Origin of the sequence: Vibrio sp. D420a (genome assembly GCF_030248625.1) — a bacterium.
GTDB classification, from domain to species: domain Bacteria; phylum Pseudomonadota; class Gammaproteobacteria; order Enterobacterales; family Vibrionaceae; genus Vibrio; species Vibrio fortis_A.
Genome location: NZ_JAHGAN010000010.1, coordinates 1 through 17,878, shown reverse-complemented (window position 1 = coordinate 17,878; position 17,878 = coordinate 1). Strand labels below are relative to the sequence as shown.

Here is a 17,878-nt window from a genome sequence, read left to right as displayed (position 1 = left end):
GAGATTCGAGATTCGAGAAGAATTGTTAAGGGTTGGCGTTTGCGTCAATCCTTTTTTATTACTGGTGAATTAGTACTTACTGAAAGAGATTCCCTACTCCTTGCTTCGTCAGTCTAGGGAATGGCAGTTATACGCAGGCTTGTTCTCCAATCGTCATCGGAAAACTAGATTTCTGATGTCGCTGGCGGGATGACGGCTACTGTTGCCCCGCGGCGATCTCCTTTAGTTTTCTACACTAATTCCATACCTCAAACCTACCCGTCATCCCCAAGAGTTAGGAACGAGTGAGTTGGGGATCTCTTGCTTTCGAAACTCGAAACAACACGCACAAAAAAGCGGAGCCAAATGGCTCCGCTTTTATCGATAGAATGCAAAAAGAATTACTTCTTAGCAAGCTTCTCTTTAATACGAGCAGACTTACCAGAACGCTCACGTAGGTAGTACAGCTTGGCACGACGTACTGCACCGCGGCGTTTAACTTCAATGCTATCAACCATTGGAGAGTGAGTTTGGAACGTACGCTCAACACCTTCACCGTTCGAGATCTTACGAACTGTGAATGCAGAGTGAAGACCACGGTTACGAATAGCGATTACAACGCCTTCGAAAGCCTGTAGACGCTCACGGTCACCTTCTTTTACCTTAACCTGAACTACAACAGTGTCACCTGGTGCGAATTTAGGAAGGTCTGATTTTAGTTGCTCTTCTTCAAGAGCTTTAATGATGTTGCTCATTTGTATAAATTCCTAGAATAAACTGATACTAAATTTAATAGGTTACTGCTTGCTTTTCGTTAAGAGCGTTGCTCTTTAATGAATTCAGCCAGTAATTGTTCCTGTTCGTCAGTCAGAGCTAGGTTTTCCAGGAGTTCTGGTCTTCTTAGCCAAGTACGGCCTAGCGATTGCTTTAATCGCCAGCGACGAATGTCCTTATGGTTTCCAGACTTGAGTACCGAAGGCACTTCTTTGTCGTCTAGCACCTCAGGGCGCGTATAGTGAGGGCAATCTAGCAAACCATTTGCAAAAGAATCCTCTTCTGCTGACGCGAAATCACCTAGGACTCCCGGAATAAACCGTGAGACCGAGTCAATTAACGTCATGGCTGGTAGCTCGCCACCCGTCATCACAAAATCACCAATCGACCATTCTTCGTCGACTTCAGATTGAATGATGCGCTCATCTACCCCTTCATAGCGACCACAGATAAGAAGCAAATTCTCATTTGTTGCCAGCTCTTCTACACCTTGTTGGTCGAGCTTGCGACCTTGAGGTGAAAGATAGATAACTTTCGTCTTCCCCGGTGATGCTTGCTTGGCAGTATGAATAGCGTCGCGCAAAGGCTGAACCATCATTAACATGCCAGGACCACCACCGTAAGGTCTGTCATCAACAGTGCGATGTTTATCGTGAGTGAAATCGCGAGGATTCCATGTCTCAATCGATAAAAGACCTTTTTTAACCGCTTGACCTGTTACTCCAAAATCAGTAACAGAACGGAACATTTCAGGAAAAAGGCTAATTACGCCAACCCACATGTGTTCTCTCGCTCTGTAATTTTGGAATTAGAATCCAGGATCCCAGTCAACTTCGATCCGTTGAGCTTCGCGATCAACTTTTTTGATCACTTGCTCTTCAAGGTACGGGATTAACCGTTCCTTTTGGCCAAAAGCATCTTTAAGATTTGCTTTCACCACTAGAACATCGTTTGAGCCAGTTTCTAATAGGTCAGTGACCTCACCAAGGGAATAGCCCTTAGTGGTAACAACTTGCATACCAAACAATTCACGCCAGTAGAATTCATCTTCTGACAATTCAGGCAGTGATGCCGGGTCTACAGCGATTTCAAAGTTAGTCAGAGTATGAGCTTCTTCACGAACCTCAAGTCCTTCAAGCTTACACACCATACCTTTGTTATGGCGCTTCCAGCTTTCAACATTGAACTCAACCCACTTACCCTTTTGGTTAATGTACCAAGGGGTGTAATCGAATATGCTTTCAGCATTGTCTGTGTAGGAAAAAACTTTCAGCCAGCCGCGAATGCCATAGGTAGCACCAAACTTGCCCATAACAATTTTTTCGTCTTGCTTGCTCATCGTTTCTTTATCCTTCATCGACATAAGCTATGTCTTCTACTTTAAAGTAAAATTAAGCCGCTTTTTGAGCGTCTTTAACTAGCTTAGCTACGCGGTCAGATAGAGATGCGCCTTGACCAACCCAGTGGTTAACGCGATCTAGGTCTAGACGTAGACCTTCTTCTTGACCTTGAGCAGTAGGGTTAAAGAAACCTACTTTCTCGATGAAACGGCCAGTTGCTGCATTGCGGCTGTCCGCTACTACGATTTGATAGAATGGACGCTTCTTAGCGCCGTGACGTGCCAAACGAATGGTTACCATGTCGTCCTCTTTGCTTTCTTAATAAATAAATTAACCCCAGAAGCTACTTATCAATAAATAACTTGGGGTCTCGTGCCAAATTAAAGCCCCGGAATTTTACTCTTATTCCGGGGCAATGCAAGGGGTTTAGCTATTTTTTCGCCAACAGAGTCTCTGTACACTTTCTGTGACAGAGCTAACACTCTGAAAAGTAACGCAGCGAGCATTTCACTGACTACGCAAACTTAGGTGGTGATAGCTCAAACTTAATAGGAAGAAGGACTTAACGGCCGAATGGGTTAAAACCGCCACCCATGCCGCCGCCACCCATGCCACCCATCATACCTTGCATGTTACGCATCATGCCTTTCATGCCACCTTTCTGCATTTTCTTCATCATCTTCTGCATCTGGGTGAACTGCTTAAGCAGACGGTTAACATCTTGTACCTGAGTACCAGAACCTGCCGCAATACGTTTCTTGCGTGAGCCTTTAATAAGCTCAGGGCGCTGACGCTCTTTCATGGTCATAGAGTTGATGATCGCTTCCATTTGCTTGAACATCTTGTCATCAACTTTATCTTTTACGTTGTCAGGTAGCTGAGACATGCCTGGAAGCTTATCCATCATGCCCATCATACCGCCCATGTTTTGCATTTGACCTAGCTGCTCGCGAAAGTCTTCAAGGTCGAAACCTTTCTTCTCTTTGAACTTCTTAGCCAGCTTCTCTGCTTTATCTTGGTCTACGTTCTTCTGTAGGTCTTCGATAAGAGACAGAACGTCACCCATACCTAGGATACGAGAAGCAACACGATCTGGGTGGAATGGTTCTAGCGCGTCGGTTTTCTCGCCCACACCCAAGAACTTGATTGGCTTACCTGTGATATGACGTACAGAAAGCGCCGCACCACCACGTGCATCACCATCAACCTTAGTTAGGATCACACCAGTTAGCGGTAGTGCATCACCAAAGGCTTTCGCTGTATTCGCCGCATCTTGACCTGTCATTGCATCGACAACAAACAGCGTCTCAACTGGGTTAATCGCAGTGTGAAGCTCTTGGATCTCGCCCATCATCTCTTCATCGATGGCTAAGCGACCCGCGGTATCGACAAGTAGCACGTCGTAGAATTTCTTCTTCGCGTGATCAATCGCTGCATTCGCGATATCAATAGGCTTTTGATCTGCAGAAGACGGGAAGAAATCCACACCAACATCTGCAGCCAATGTTTCAAGCTGTTTGATCGCCGCTGGGCGATAAACGTCGGCAGAAACAACCAGTACTTTCTTTTTATCACGCTCAGTTAGGAGCTTAGATAGCTTACCTACCGATGTGGTTTTACCCGCACCTTGTAGACCAGCCATCAAGATCACTGCTGGCGGCTGAGCAGCTAGGTTAAGAGCCTCATTCGACTCACCCATTACCGCTTCAAGCTCAGCCTGAACGATCTTAATAAATTCTTGGCCAGGAGTTAGAGATTTAGAAACCTCAACACCTACCGCGCCTTCTTTAACGCGCTTTACAAAATCACGGACAACCGGCAGTGCAACGTCGGCTTCCAGTAGCGCCATACGTACTTCACGTAGCGTATCCTTGATGTTGTCTTCGGTCAGACGACCTTTACCGCTGATATTCTTCAGCGTTTTGGATAGACGATCCGTTAAATTATCAAACATAGTTTTCTCTTCGCTCAATCCTGCGACTATTACCGAGAGTATACATTAGCGCGGAATAGAGTCACACCCGTTGTCAGCGGTTAATAATGACGGTGTGTGATATAGGGCGCTGTTCACTAATAAATGAGTGAGGTTCACCATAGCCCAAAAGGGCGATGCAGGGTATAATTCGCGAATTAGTAATCATTTAAATGGATACCATGGACAGTCTAATTGCGATCGCAGCAGCCTTTCTATACACAATGGCTATATCCACGATCATCCCAGGTCTTGTACACCAAACAGGAATCCGTGCCAAAACGGTACTGGTGAGCGCGTTTCTTGCTATCGCTTTTCATGCGTGGTTGCTGGGCGACTTAATCTTTAACGCCGGCGGTCAAAACCTCAGTATTCTCAATGTTGCCTCATTGATCAGCTTTATTATCTCGTTGGTAATGAGTGGAGCAATGCTTAAAAACCGCCTCTGGTTTATTCTCCCTGTCGTGTACAGCTTTGCGGCTCTAAACCTGTTGGCCGCTGCGTTTCTCCCAAGCACCTTTATTAAGCACCTAGAGAACGACCCTAAACTGCTCATGCATATTTCATTGGCACTGTTTTCGTACGCAACTCTGACCATCGGTGCTCTGTATGCGATGCAACTGGCGTGGCTCGATTACAAGCTCAAGAAGAAAAAGGCACTGGTCATCAACCCGAACCTACCACCACTCATGATGGTTGAAAGACAGCTGTTCAAGATTATTCTTATCGGTAACGGCCTGCTTACGGGTACGCTTCTTACTGGTTTTATTTTTGTTCAAGACATGTTCGCTCAAGGCAAAGCACACAAAGCGGTGCTCTCTTTTATCGCTTGGGTGATCTACTCAATACTGCTTTGGGGTCATTACAAAAAAGGTTGGCGAGGCCAGAAGGTAACTTGGTTTGCGCTAGCGGGTGCGACCTTACTAACACTGGCCTACTTCGGTAGTCGCTTTGTTCAAGAAATCATCCTGAATTAATAGTTCGATATAAAAGGCAAGGTACACACCTTGCCTTTAATGTATGACATACTTTACATTCAGTTGACATCTCGACCTGCATCGGTCATAAATTAATCAAGATACAAATTTAGGAAAGTAATAGTTTTGGACGACATATCTACGGGTATCTTATTTGCGCTACTCGCGTGTCTCATTGTAATTTCTGGTTATTTCTCTGGTTCTGAAACGGGCATGATGTCCCTGAACCGCTACCGTTTGAAACACCTATCCCAATCGGGTCATAAGGGTGCGCGTCGTGTAGAAAAACTCTTAAGCCGACCTGACCGCCTTATCGGTCTTATCCTTATCGGTAACAACCTCGTTAATATTCTCGCTTCAGCCATCGCTACTATCTTAGGTATGCGTATTTATGGCGACCTTGGTGTGGCAATCGCAACCGGTGCCTTAACCTTAGTGGTTCTGGTGTTTGCTGAAGTAACCCCAAAGACCATCGCCTCTCTTTACCCTGAGCGCGTCTCTTACGCCAGCAGTATTGTACTAACGATACTAATGAAGGTGCTTTCGCCACTTGTTATGCTGGTTAACGTCATCACTAACGGTTTTATCCGCATCATCGGCGTAAAAGCGGATCACGATGCTACAGACCACCTCAGCTCTGAAGAATTAAGAACGGTCGTGAATGAAGCAGGTACTCTGATTCCACAGCGCCACCAAGATATGTTGGTGTCTATTCTCGATTTAGAGCACGTCACGGTGAATGACATCATGGTGCCACGCAACGAGATCACGGGCATCGACATCAATGATGACTGGAAGTCGATCGTTCGACAACTGACCCACTCTCCTCATGGCCGCATCGTGCTGTACCGCGATCAAATCGATGAAGTAGTGGGTATGTTGAGATTGCGTGAAGCGTACCGCTTGATGCTAGAAAAAAATGAATTCAACAAAGAGACACTGCTGCGCGCAGCTGATGAGGTGTACTTTATTCCTGAAGCAACACCACTCAATATTCAGCTTCTAAAGTTCCAACGCAATAAGCAACGTATCGGTTTGATTGTCGATGAGTATGGCGATATCAATGGCCTTGTGACACTAGAAGATATCTTGGAAGAGATTGTTGGTGAGTTTACAACCTCGATTGCACCGAGCCTGTCGGAAGAGATCACACCGCAAAGCGACGGTAGCTTCCTGATTGAAGGCAGCGCTAATATTCGAGACATCAACAAAGGGCTTCAGTGGAGTTTGCCGACCGATGGTCCAAGAACGCTCAACGGTTTAATCCTAGAGCACCTAGAAGACATTCCAGAAAGCCACCTAAGTGTTCAAGTTGCGCGTCACCCAATGGAGATTGTGGAGCTAGAAGAGAACAGAATTAAACTGGTTCGCGTTTTCCCTCAAATACTGCAAGAGACCACCAGCTTTAATACATAGTGTCACTCGATAAACACAATGTAGCAGACAAACAAAAAGCCCTGTTCAACTTTACCCTTATGGGGTCAGTTCAGAACAGGGCTTTTTTAATTCACGAACGATAAAATGAACTTAGTCTACCTTCAGCTCTTTAAGCATAGATTCTGGTAGTGCCAGCTCATCATTCTTATTCACTGAGATACCAGCATCTAGAATAGCCTTAGCAATCTCTTTTGCTTCTTCTAGAGAGTGCATCGCTGCTGTGCCACACTGGTATTCATTCAGCTCAGGAATCTTGTTTTGGCTCTCAACTTTCAGCACGTCAGCCATTGCTGCTAACCAAGCATCAGCGACTTGCTGCTCTGAAGGCGTACCAATCAGGCTCATGTAGAAACCCGTACGACAACCCATTGGTGAGATATCGATGATTTCAACTTGCTCGCCATTTAGGTGTGCACGCATAAAGCCAGCGTAAAGGTGCTCAAGAGTGTGAATTCCTTTCTCTGACAGGATATCTTTATTGGGTGCAGTAAAACGTAAATCGAATACTGTGATCGTATCTCCCTTAGGAGTCTGCATCGTTTTAGCCACACGTACTGCAGGTGCATTCATGCGTGTGTGATCCACAGTAAAACTATCTAATAAAGGCATTCTTTTTCTCCATGACGGTCGGTTTAGAAAAACCAACTCCGGTTGTCTTCCAGTTCTTGGCGGCACTGTTTCAGTTGCCAACCATAATCTTTCGCTTGCTTCTCAACTTTGCGCGCCACCTTAATTAATGACGGCTTGCTGTTATAGGTTTTACGTTTGTAGCCACCACGACCTTCGTGATAAGCCAAATACTGATTGTATGGGTCCCAAAGAGAGAGCCCTAATTGACGACGCGTTTCATTGGTGTACCAGCCGATGAACATTAGTGAGTCATCAAAATTCGTTCGAGAGCCACCATGTCCTGTCGCTTTCTGAAAGTCTTGCCAAGCAGGGTCTTGCGCCTGAGCATAACCATAAGCGCTGCTGACATGTCCCCATGGGATAAAGCCTAGCAGGTAATCTTTCGGTGGGCGGGCATCGTGACGAAAGCTACTCTCTTGTTTCACAAACGCCATCGCTACATTAATTGGCGTGCCCCACTCTTCTTGCATATCGACGGCATCGTCATACCAAGACGGGTTCTCTCGAAAGATACTACACAGGTTGTCTTGCTTCTTAGGCGGAGGGGTTGCACAACCAGCTAAGAGGCTAACAGCAACACCCATAGTGACCCAAGATAGCAGCTGACGACGCTTGTTACTTGATACGGCTTGAATCCTTTCCACCACAAACTCGCTATGCTTTAAGGTACGAGAAGTAATCAGCTAAGAAGCTATCAAAGTCTTGAGTACTCGCCTCTTCGACCTGTTTCTGCGCCATCACTGAACGTACAACCTCAGATTCCATCAGCTCTGCTGAGTAGACTTGGTATTGGTGATCACGGTGCTTCTGAGCGTACTCTTTACCTAGCTCACAGCCAACCTTGCCTAAACCGCCGTGCTTCTTAGTCTCTTCTAGTAGTTGGCCAGAGATCGTCAGTTCTGGATTATCAATCCAAGCTTCTAGGGTGTCGCATGTCTCTTGGTAAGCACGGCCACCTTGCTCAGCATCCATCAATTCTGCAATCACTCGAAGGTCTTTAAAGACGCGCTTCGCCCAATCTTGCAGCGACAGTTTCTCGCCGTGGCAACCGATTTGCAGCTCAAGACCCACTTGGCGACCTTCAAGGATCACCTTGTTCCAGTTGTCACGCCAGCACTCAAGTTCACAGTTGTCCATCTCAGCAGACTCAGATAGAACACTCCAAGTTAGGAACAGGTCTAGGAAGCGAACCTGCTGCTCGGTAATACCAATTGAGCTGAACGGGTTTACATCCAATGAACGAACCTCAATGTACTCAACACCGCCGCGCGCTAGCGCTTCAGACGGTTTCTCACCACTTTTCGCCACACGTTTAGGGCGAATTGGTGCGTACAGTTCATTTTCAATCTGCAGAACGTTGCTGTTCAGTTGACGGTATTCATCGTCAACTTTAATACCGATTTCAGCAAACTCTTGTGATGGTGTGCGAATCGCTTTGTTCAGCCCTTCAAGGTATTGCTCTAGGCTGTTGAAACCAATCTTAAGCACACTTTGCGCGCTGTTGGTGTAGCCAAGGTCGCTTAGGCGCAGTGCCGTTGCTTTTGGCAGGTACAAGGTGCCACCTAGCTGTTCAAACGGTAGCTTGGTTTCGCGGCCTTTAATGAATGAAGAGCATAGAGCTGGTGACGCACCAAAGAAGTATGGGATCAACCAACCAAAGCGGTAGTAGTTACGAATCAAACCGAAATACGCATCCGATTTAGCATCGCTACGCTCTTGTTCAGTTTGCTCACCAAACAAGCTATCCCAGAAGCTTTCTGGAAACGAGAAATTAAAGTGAACCCCTGAGATGATCTGCATCAGGCTACCGTAACGGCGCTTTAAACCTTCACGGTATAGAGTCTTCATCTTACCCGTGTTCGACGTGCCATATTGAGCCAGCTGAATGTCATCCTCGCTACCTACGTAACAAGGCATAGACAGTGGCCATAGCTTTTCGCCATTTAACTTGGTTTGAGTAAAATGGTGAATGTCTGATAACTGGTTCAGCAATGTCGGAACGTCATTCGAGACCGGCGTAATGAATTCGAGTAACGATTCAGAAAAGTCCGTCGTTACCCACTCGTTGGTTAACGCAGAACCTAAAGCTTCAGGGTGAGGACCAGTCGCTAGACGACCATCTTCCTTGTAGCGGAGCGTTTCCCTCTCAACACCACGACCAAACTGAGAAAAGGTCTTTGGGTTGGTTGCAACTTGCTTCAGTCGCGCAGCAAAATCAGTCAAAATTCAGTTCACTTATCTTATATCGTTCTGATTAGAACTATCATAATTGGTTGGGAGAGAAAAACAGCTTCTCTCTTTTCTCCCCCATTAATGTGTACTCTAACGAATGATTTCAAGCTCTTCTATGGGAATATCTAACTTTTCTAGTTGTGGACGCAGTGAAGCTGCATCACCCACGACAATAATTTGATAATCATTCGGATCAAACCAGCGTTTAGCGAGCTCATTAAGCTGCTCTTTAGAGACGTTGTCGACTATCTCGTTGCGCTGCTTAAGGTAGTCTTCATCAAGACCTAAGGTCACGATGTTACTTAGCAGTCCCGCTTTCTGGCTTGGTGTTTCGTATTTGAGTGCATCTTGTTGACCGACTGCGAGGCGCATAAATTTCACCTCTTCATCAGTTAATCCACTCTGGCTAAACTCATTGAGCTCATTAACGAACTCTTGAATAGAGGCAACTGTCGCATTAGCACGAACTTGAGCACTAAATACCACCGCCCCTGTTTCACGATTACTTGCGAAGTAGCCGCTTGCCCCGTAGGTATAACCTTTGTCTTCACGTAGGTTCTGATTCACTCGGCTATTGAAGTTACCTGCAAGGTTGAAGTTCGCCAATTGAGCTAAATACTGCTCTCCAGTCGCGTCAAAAGGTAGACCTTTACGCACCAAACGAACAATGCTTTGTGGCGCATTTGGCTTGTCGACCAAGTACAGATGTTGGCCTTCCAACGGCGTAATGACCTGCGGACGCGTCAGTGGAGCCGCATCGCCTTGCCACTCTTTAAAGAAGTTTAGCTGCCTTTCAGCCTCTCTTTTCGAGATGTCGCCTACAATAACAATATTCGCCCCTTCAGGAGTATAGTGCTGATTGTAAAACTGTTTTACATCATCCAGTGTTAATGACTTCAGAGACTCTTCAGTACCATCACTTGAACGGGCAAACAGGCTATCACCAAACAACACTTCACGTGTGGCCTGGGATGCCATCCAGCTCGGTTGTTGATGTTGATACACTACACCCTCTAGCATCTGTCTTTTCACTCGTTCGAAGTCTTGTTCATCGAACTTAGGAGAGAACAGCACCTCTTCTACAATCGCCAGTGTCTGCGCTAGATTTTTCTCAAGCGATGACACTGAGATATCGGTGGTATAACTGCCCGCACTGATACTGACACTGCTGCCCAGCTTATCGAGTGTCGCTTGCAACTCTTCAACTGAGCGCTGCGTTGAACCCTCTTCCATCATAGCTGCGGTTAGGTTCGCTAAACCTTCCTGACCTTTTGAAACATAACGCTCACCGGCTGGCAGCTGGAATTGAAGTTGTACCGTTGGTGTTTCTGTCGTCACAGTACCAATCAGTTCACCACCATTGGCGTAGTGGACGCGATACAACTCAGGCATAGTAGCGGTAACACCAAAAGTGACCTCTGGCATCACACTGCGATCAAAGGTATTAGGTGCCTTTCTAAACTCCAACTGGTCTTCAGTTACCTTGGTATATTCAGGTAGCGTGCGAGGTGGCGTCACAAATGTCGCTTCACGCACGGCTAAATCAAGCTGACGGCGAGGAACAACGCTTAACGTCACTTTGTGCTTATCTTGGACAAAGTCTTTATAGGCTTGAGTTACACTCTCAGGGGTCACAGCTCGAATCTGTTCTAGTTGTGACTCAATACGATCTGGCTGCCCGTAGAAAGTTTCATTCGAAGCGAGTTGCGATACCTTGCCGCGAACACTTTGCAGTGCAAACACCGCATTGGCTTCTGCCATACCCGTAATTTGGTCAAGACGTTCTTGAGTCACGCCCTCTTTAGAGAACTTATCTAGCGTATCCAATAGTGCTTGGTTCAATACGGTCAGGTCACCCTTCTTACCCGAGTCGCCCATCGCATAAACATAAAGTGTACATGCAAGCTCGCCACAATCATGGAACGAACCCGCGCTGACCGCTTTCTGAGTCTTGACTAGGTTTTGATACAAGTAGCTGTTGGTCCCTTTACCAAGAACATTAGACAAGGCATTCAATGTCGCTTGTGTTTCTTCACCACGATAAGTCGTTGGCCAACCGACTAAAACCATTGGCTGGCGAATGTTGTCTTCAAGTGTAATGTATTTGTCTTCCGTTAAGACTGCTGGTTGCTTCTCCGCTTTCTCAACTTCTGGACCTTTAGGGATCGGGCCAAAGTACTTATTCACCCATTCAAGTGTATCTTCTACGTCAATGTCACCACCGATAGTCAGTACCGCATTGTTTGGGCCGTACCAACGAAGGAAGAAGGCTTTAAGATCATTAACATCAACGCGGTCAAGATCTTCAACATAACCAATTGGTTGCCACGAATATGGGTGACCTTCAGGGTAGAGCGCTTCTCCCATGCGTTCCCACATTAAGCCATAAGGACGGTTTTCGTAGGTTTGAGCGCGCTCGTTTTTCACCGTATCTCGCTGAATCTCAAATTTTCGTTGAGAAACCGCATCCAGCAAAAATCCCATACGATCAGATTCCAACCACAGCATTTTCTCTAGTTGGTTTGATGGCACGGTTTCAAAGTAGTTGGTTCGGTCTCGATTGGTGGTGCCGTTTAAGGTACCACCCGCTTCCGTGATGATCTTAAAGTGCTCTTGGTCACCTACGTTCTCAGAGCCCTGAAACATCATATGTTCAAAGAAATGGGCGAAACCGGATTTACCTATCTCTTCTCGCGCAGAGCCGACATGGTAAGTCACGTCAACATGTACCAAGGGATCAGAATCATCCGGTGAAAGAATGACAGTTAAACCATTCTCCAACTGATACTTGGTGTATGGAATCACAACTTTATCGCTAGAAGGTTTCACCTCATCAACAAGCGTGATGCCTTCTGGCAGGGAAGAAAACAGGGAAGTTGAGCTAGGTACTTGATGAGAACACCCTGCAAGGGCAATAAGAGAAAATGTACCCAGTAAAACCTTCTTCATAGGTTCTCCTTAGAAAAAACCGAAATAGATGCCAGCCAATAAGCTGTATCGCAATGCTTTGCCGATCGCAATCAATATCAAACTTGGTAAGAACTTCATTCGAAGCCAACCCGCAGCCAGACATAATGGGTCACCGATCACAGGCAACCAGCTGAATAATAGGGTCCAATAACCATAGCGACGCAGCCAAGATATAGCTTTATGACCATGCTTCTCGGATTGAGTTCGATTAGGCAACCATAAACCAATCCAATAGTTGGTTAGTCCACCTAGGGTGTTACCTACAGTTGAGACCAAAATAATCGAGAAAGTTGAGAATTGGTTGAGGCTCAAAGCAGCAATAAGGCTGGCTTCTGAACCTCCGGGTAACAATGTGGCACTGAGAAAGCCACTAATGAACAGTACCCATAGCGCGGAATCAGAGAACCACAGCGCTATGGCTTCAAACAGTGAATTAAATGATTCTAGCACTTCATATCCAGTAGAACTTTGCCTCGTGTATGACCAGTTTCAACCTGTAAGTGCGCCGCTTGTGCTTCCTCTATAGAGAAGATACGTTGCACTTCTGTCTTTAAGAGACCAACACTCACCATGTATAGCATGGTATCCATTTGCTCAGGTTGTGGCTCAACCAACATGCCGCTTGCCGTAAAGCCTAACAGCTGAGCCTTTTCACAGATTAGCTCTGCCGATAGCGTTGGTACTGTGACTACGCGTGCGCCGTCTTTGAGACACTTAAGTGCATCAAGCGCCGTGTCGCCACCAACAAGGTCAATCAGAACATCAACGTCAGACACTCGCTCAGACGCAGGAGCAAACTGATAGTTGATCGCATGAGCACCAAGTGTGGCAAGGTAGTCAAGGTTCGCTTCGCTACATGTGGTGTAAACTTCGGCTTTTGCAGCGACGGCAATCTGCACCGCTAGGTGACCAACACCACCTGCACCAGCCAATATCAGAACGCGATCGCCCTCTTTCACTTCAGCTTTATTTAGCGCCTGTGCGGCCGTTTGGCTAGCTAATGGCAGTGCAGCCGCAGCTTCTAAAGTCACAGCATCAGGTACAGCACTCAAAGCACTCTCTGGTACCGCAACATATTGGCTATAGCCGCCACCTTGAAGCGGAAACCCAATAAATCCAGCGACATTAGCGCCGACAGAGAAGCGCTCTGCCGACTCACCACAAGCAATCACTTGACCCGAAATGTCGTAGCCAGGAACCCAAGGAAGATTATCTTTGTTCTGTGCAGCAGCCCAACCTAATCCCGCACGGGTTTTAACATCAATTGGGTTAACGCCAGAGAACGCAACCTTAACCACTACCTCACCCTCTTGAGGTTCTGGTATCGCACTGGTCTGAAGCACAAGGTTTTCTACCCCGCCAAACTCGGTAATCGCTATCTGTTTATTTTCCATTTCAAAACGTCCCTAATTAGTTAAAACCTAACAAATAAAAGAAAGGGATGCACAAGCATCCCTTCGACTATAAACCATTTTGTTAGGCTAAGTTAACCACTGGTTTGAAAATTAACCACCAATTAACTCAACCGCTTGGCAAGATGTAACCTGCTTAACCCACTAGAGCCAACAAGATACCTGCCGCTACCGCACTTCCCAGTACGCCCGCAACGTTTGGACCCATAGCATGCATTAGTAGGAAGTTTTGTGGGTTAGCCTCTAGGCCAACCTTGTTCACTACACGTGCTGCCATTGGTACAGCAGAGACACCCGCCGCGCCAATAAGAGGGTTGATATCTTCTTTAGATAGCTTGTTCAATAGCTTCGCCATTAACACACCACCCGCAGTACCGATACTGAATGCAACAGCACCTAGACCAAGAATACCAAGTGTCTCTAGGTTCAAGAAGGTATCTGCTTGTAGCTTAGAGCCGACACCTAGGCCAAGGAAGATAGTCACAACGTTGATTAGTTCGTTTTGAGCTGTCTTCGAAAGACGATCCACCACACCGGCTTCACGCATCAGGTTACCTAGACAGAACATACCTACTAGCGGCGTTGCCGATGGTAGGAATAGAATCGTCATCAGCAATACAGCAAGAGGGAAGAGGATCTTCTCACCCTTACTTACGTGACGCAGCTGAGCCATCTGAATCTTACGCTCTTCAGGAGATGTCAGTGCCTTCATGATTGGCGGCTGGATAATTGGTACAAGCGCCATGTAGCTGTATGCTGCAACCGCAATCGCACCCAATAGATCCGGAGACAACTGGCTGGCTAAGAAGATTGCCGTTGGGCCATCTGCACCACCAATGATCGCGATAGACGAAGCATCCGCCATCGAGAACTCCATACCAGGTACGTAGTTCAACAAGATCGCACCGAATAGCGTTGCAAAGATACCAAACTGCGCTGCCGCGCCAAGCCACAATGTTTTCGGGTTAGCGATCAATGCACCGAAGTCAGTCATCGCGCCAACGCCCATAAAGATCAGAAGCGGGAAGATGCCCGTTTCAATCCCGATGTAGTAAACGTAGTACAGCAGACCACCCGGCTCAGTGAAGCCAGCATTAGGAATGTTTGCCAATACTGCACCGAAACCAATCGGTAGCAGTAGTAGGGGTTCAAATCCTTTACGAATTGCCAAGAACAACAGTAAGCAGCCAACCAACATCATGCAGATCTGGCCAAACTCAAAGTTAGCAATACCCGTTTCAGACCATAAGGTCATCAATCCTTCCATGGTACTCCCTTACGCCAAGCTTAGTAGTGGAGCGCCTACAGTAACTGCATCGCCTTCTTTAACATTTAGCTCTTGCACGATACCACCACGCGCTGCACGAACTTCTGTCTCCATCTTCATCGCTTCTAGGATCAGTAGAACGTCACCTTCTGCTACTTGAGCACCCGGCTGTACGTTGACTTTAAAGATGTTGCCAGCCAGTGGTGCTGGTACAGATTCCGCGTTCGATGCCGCAGGGGCAGCCGCTGGTGCACTTTGCTGAGCAGGTTGTGCTGCAGGTGATACTGATGTCAGTTGACCTTGAGGGCCGACTTCAACATCGTATACTTGACCATCTACTTTCACGCTGTAGCTTTCAATGCCACCCGCGGCCGGCGCAGGAGCTGCTGCTGGAGCTTCAACTTCAGTACCTGGTGCAGGCTCAAAGGCTTCAGGGTTGTGACGATTCTTCAGGAACTTAAGACCAACTTGTGGGAAAAGCGCGTAAGTCAGCACATCATCGACCGTATCTTCAGCCAGAGAAATACCTTCTGCTTTCGCCTTTTCTAACAAATCAGTAGTGAGATCATCCATTTCTGACTTAAGCAGATCAGCAGGACGACATGTAATTGGCTCAGCACCGTCTAATACTTTCGCTTGCAGTTCAGCATCCAGCTCAGCAGGCGCTTGACCGTATTCGCCTTTCAAAAGACCCGCTGTTTCTTTGGTGATGCTCTTGTAGCGTTCACCCGTTAGAACGTTGATTACCGCTTGCGTACCGACGATTTGAGAAGTTGGTGTTACCAAAGGAATGTAACCCAGCTCTTTACGTACGCGTGGGATTTCTTCCAGAACTTCATCCATGCGATCCGCAGCGCCTTGCTCTTTCAGCTGACCTTCCATGTTCGTCAACATACCGCCTGGTACTTGAGCAATCAGGATACGTGAGTCGACACCCTTCAATTGACCTTCCCACTTCGCGTACTTCTTACGAACTTCGCGGAAGTAAGCAGCGATCGGTTCAATTTGGTCAAGCTTAAGGCCAGTAGCACGCTCAGTGCCTTCCAGCATAGCAACAACCGTTTCTGTTGGTGTGTGGCCGTACGTACAGCTCATTGAAGAGATAGCGGTATCTAGAATATCGATGCCCGCTTCAACCGCTTTCACAGCTGTTGCCGTTGATAGACCCGTTGTAGCGTGGCTGTGTAGCGCTAGAGGAATATCACACGACGCTTTAATACGTGTGATCAGTTCTTCTGCTTCATAAGGCTTGAGTAGGCCTGACATATCTTTGATACAAAGCGAGTGACAGCCTAGATCTTCTAATCGCTTAGCAAGATCAACCCAAGTATCTGCGTTGTGCACTGGGCTTGTGGTGTACGACAGAGTACCTTGAGCGTGTGCACCAACATCAACCGTTGCTTTTACCGCTTTCTCAAAGTTACGTACGTCATTCATTGCATCAAAAATACGGAATACATCCATCCCGTTCTTGTGTGCACGCTCTACAAACTTCTCTACCACGTCGTCTGCATAATGACGGTAGCCTAAAAGGTTTTGACCACGAAGTAGCATTTGCATTGGGGTGTTTGGCATCGCTTTTTTCAGCTCACGCAGACGCTCCCATGGGTCTTCGCCCAAGAAACGAATACATGAATCGAAGGTTGCCCCGCCCCATGTTTCAAGTGACCAGTATCCAACTTTATCCAGTTCAGCTGCGATTGGCAGCATATCCTCGATACGCATTCTTGTAGCAAATAGTGACTGATGGGCGTCACGAAGTACCACGTCTGTGATAGCTAGTGGTTTAGACATGCTCATTAACTCCTTTTAATCCTTTTTAATTGCTACTTAGCAGTCGATACACGGTATTGATGAACCGCGGACGATATTGCTGCCACAACCTGTGGACTAACAGCAGAAGGGGTTGATTGTGATTTTTGAATTGTTTTTGGTGCAGCGATCGGCTCGGGTACTTCTTCTGGTACCAGTTTCGACATTAACCGAACGAGATAAACGAGAATAGTTAAGAAGATAAAGACGACAGACATACCTGTCACCATTAGGGTTGCCGCATCTCCTAGCAGGCTTCCTATATTAGTCATGTTGCTTCCTTTCTTTGTCATCCTGACATGTGTGCAGGATTTCAGCGAATAATGATCCCGACCCATGGATTATCTCGATTGGTAAAAGTTTGTCAATTTTGTTTAAGGCTGTGTTACGGATAACACACAGATCAGGTTAATTATTCGCCATACAGATCACATAAATCTGACAAATTAATGATTTTTAGGTGAATAAACTGCGACTTAATTAGGAGTTTTTCTGGAAATGATATGAGCAAGGTGGAATAAGTAGTTAGATATAACTAACTACAATAAATACAACAAGTTAGAGAAAATCAAATATTAACATTTAATTAACAACAAAAGCTTGAGACGAAAAAAAACCTCGTATAAACGAGGCTTTCTTTGAATAGTGGCGCGCTCTGGAGGATTCGAACCTCCGACCGCCTGGTTCGTAGCCAGGTACTCTATCCAGCTGAGCTAAGAGCGCGCGGTTTTGTATCAACTAAAGTCAATACTAGGATTCCATGCTCATAAGAGAGGAAGCCTTTAAATAGTGGCGCGTCCTGGAGGATTCGAACCTCCGACCGCCTGGTTCGTAGCCAGGTACTCTATCCAGCTGAGCTAAGGACGCACGGTTTTCGATATCGGTGTAACCAACATCAGGAGTTCACTAGGAAACCCTAAATAGTGGCGCGCTCTGGAGGATTCGAACCTCCGACCGCCTGGTTCGTAGCCAGGTACTCTATCCAGCTGAGCTAAGAGCGCACGTTTTTTGATATCAGCATTACCAATATCAGGAGTTCACTAGGAAACCCTTAAATAGTGGCGCGTCCTGGAGGA

At 46.6% G+C, this 17,878-nt stretch carries 16 protein-coding genes and 3 tRNA genes; 2 read left to right on the top strand and 17 right to left on the bottom strand.

Annotated features, from left to right (window positions below):
* Positions 1-380: 380 nt before the first annotated feature.
* The 5 genes from rplS to ffh form a co-directional block, all read right to left on the bottom strand.
* The gene (gene rplS / locus KI743_RS09125; protein ID WP_032549758.1) at positions 381-734 is read right to left on the bottom strand and encodes a 50S ribosomal protein L19; all 354 of its coding nucleotides are present in this window, start codon (positions 732-734) and stop codon (positions 381-383) included.
* Positions 735-793: 59 nt separating this feature from the next.
* Complete coding sequence (gene trmD, locus KI743_RS09120; RefSeq protein ID WP_285466087.1) at positions 794-1,534, bottom strand: tRNA (guanosine(37)-N1)-methyltransferase TrmD; 741 nt, start codon at positions 1,532-1,534, stop codon at positions 794-796.
* A 27-nt stretch (positions 1,535-1,561) separates the two neighbouring features.
* Positions 1,562-2,116 carry a ribosome maturation factor RimM gene (gene rimM / locus KI743_RS09115; RefSeq protein ID WP_032549760.1) on the bottom strand — a complete coding sequence of 185 codons (555 nt, stop codon included), beginning with the start codon at positions 2,114-2,116 and terminating at the stop codon, positions 1,562-1,564.
* Between the two features lie 28 nt (positions 2,117-2,144).
* Positions 2,145-2,393, bottom strand: a complete 249-nt coding sequence (rpsP, locus tag KI743_RS09110; protein WP_004410028.1) for a 30S ribosomal protein S16 — start codon at positions 2,391-2,393, stop codon at positions 2,145-2,147.
* A 262-nt stretch (positions 2,394-2,655) separates the two neighbouring features.
* A complete protein-coding gene (ffh, locus tag KI743_RS09105; RefSeq protein ID WP_032549761.1) occupies positions 2,656-4,047 on the bottom strand; it encodes a signal recognition particle protein in 1,392 nt (463 codons plus the stop codon).
* 200 nt (positions 4,048-4,247) lie between these two features.
* On the opposite strand from ffh, the gene KI743_RS09100 reads away from it, so the two are divergent.
* Both KI743_RS09100 and KI743_RS09095 read left to right on the top strand, forming a co-directional pair.
* A complete protein-coding gene (locus tag KI743_RS09100; protein WP_032549763.1) occupies positions 4,248-5,042 on the top strand; it encodes an inner membrane protein YpjD in 795 nt (264 codons plus the stop codon).
* A gap of 126 nt (positions 5,043-5,168) precedes the next feature.
* Positions 5,169-6,458, top strand: a complete 1,290-nt coding sequence (locus tag KI743_RS09095; protein ID WP_285466083.1) for an HlyC/CorC family transporter — start codon at positions 5,169-5,171, stop codon at positions 6,456-6,458.
* A gap of 111 nt (positions 6,459-6,569) precedes the next feature.
* Here the strand turns inward: KI743_RS09095 and luxS are convergent, their stop codons facing one another.
* From luxS to KI743_RS09035, 12 genes are all read right to left on the bottom strand, one after another.
* Positions 6,570-7,088, bottom strand: coding sequence for an S-ribosylhomocysteine lyase (gene luxS, locus KI743_RS09090; RefSeq protein ID WP_032549766.1), 519 nt, complete (start codon positions 7,086-7,088; stop codon positions 6,570-6,572).
* Between the two features lie 23 nt (positions 7,089-7,111).
* Positions 7,112-7,693: a hypothetical protein gene (locus KI743_RS09085; protein ID WP_152469568.1), complete on the bottom strand. Its 582-nt coding sequence runs from the start codon at positions 7,691-7,693 to the stop codon at positions 7,112-7,114.
* Positions 7,694-7,763: 70 nt separating this feature from the next.
* Complete coding sequence (gene gshA / locus KI743_RS09080) at positions 7,764-9,332, bottom strand: glutamate--cysteine ligase (RefSeq protein ID WP_285466081.1); 1,569 nt, start codon at positions 9,330-9,332, stop codon at positions 7,764-7,766.
* Between the two features lie 99 nt (positions 9,333-9,431).
* Complete coding sequence (locus KI743_RS09075; protein ID WP_285466079.1) at positions 9,432-12,290, bottom strand: pitrilysin family protein; 2,859 nt, start codon at positions 12,288-12,290, stop codon at positions 9,432-9,434.
* Between the two features lie 9 nt (positions 12,291-12,299).
* A complete protein-coding gene (locus KI743_RS09070; protein ID WP_032549771.1) occupies positions 12,300-12,761 on the bottom strand; it encodes a YqaA family protein in 462 nt (153 codons plus the stop codon).
* Entirely contained in the window at positions 12,755-13,705 is a 951-nt protein-coding gene (locus KI743_RS09065) for an NADP-dependent oxidoreductase (RefSeq protein WP_285466077.1), read from the bottom strand. The genes KI743_RS09070 and KI743_RS09065 overlap by 7 nt, the downstream gene beginning before the upstream one ends.
* Before the next feature lie 154 nt (positions 13,706-13,859).
* Positions 13,860-14,990: a sodium ion-translocating decarboxylase subunit beta gene (locus KI743_RS09060; protein WP_032549773.1), complete on the bottom strand. Its 1,131-nt coding sequence runs from the start codon at positions 14,988-14,990 to the stop codon at positions 13,860-13,862.
* Positions 14,991-14,999: 9 nt separating this feature from the next.
* On the bottom strand, positions 15,000-16,784 hold the full coding sequence (gene oadA, locus KI743_RS09055) for a sodium-extruding oxaloacetate decarboxylase subunit alpha (protein ID WP_285466075.1): 1,785 nt from the start codon (positions 16,782-16,784) through the stop codon (positions 15,000-15,002).
* Between the two features lie 32 nt (positions 16,785-16,816).
* Positions 16,817-17,074 (bottom strand): oxaloacetate decarboxylase subunit gamma, encoded by a 258-nt coding sequence (locus KI743_RS09050; RefSeq protein WP_032549775.1) that lies wholly within the window; start codon positions 17,072-17,074, stop codon positions 16,817-16,819.
* A gap of 374 nt (positions 17,075-17,448) precedes the next feature.
* A tRNA-Arg gene (locus tag KI743_RS09045) sits at positions 17,449-17,525 on the bottom strand.
* Between the two features lie 67 nt (positions 17,526-17,592).
* A tRNA-Arg gene (locus tag KI743_RS09040) sits at positions 17,593-17,669 on the bottom strand.
* Between the two features lie 57 nt (positions 17,670-17,726).
* A tRNA-Arg gene (locus KI743_RS09035) sits at positions 17,727-17,803 on the bottom strand.
* Between the last annotated feature and the right edge of the window lie 75 nt (positions 17,804-17,878).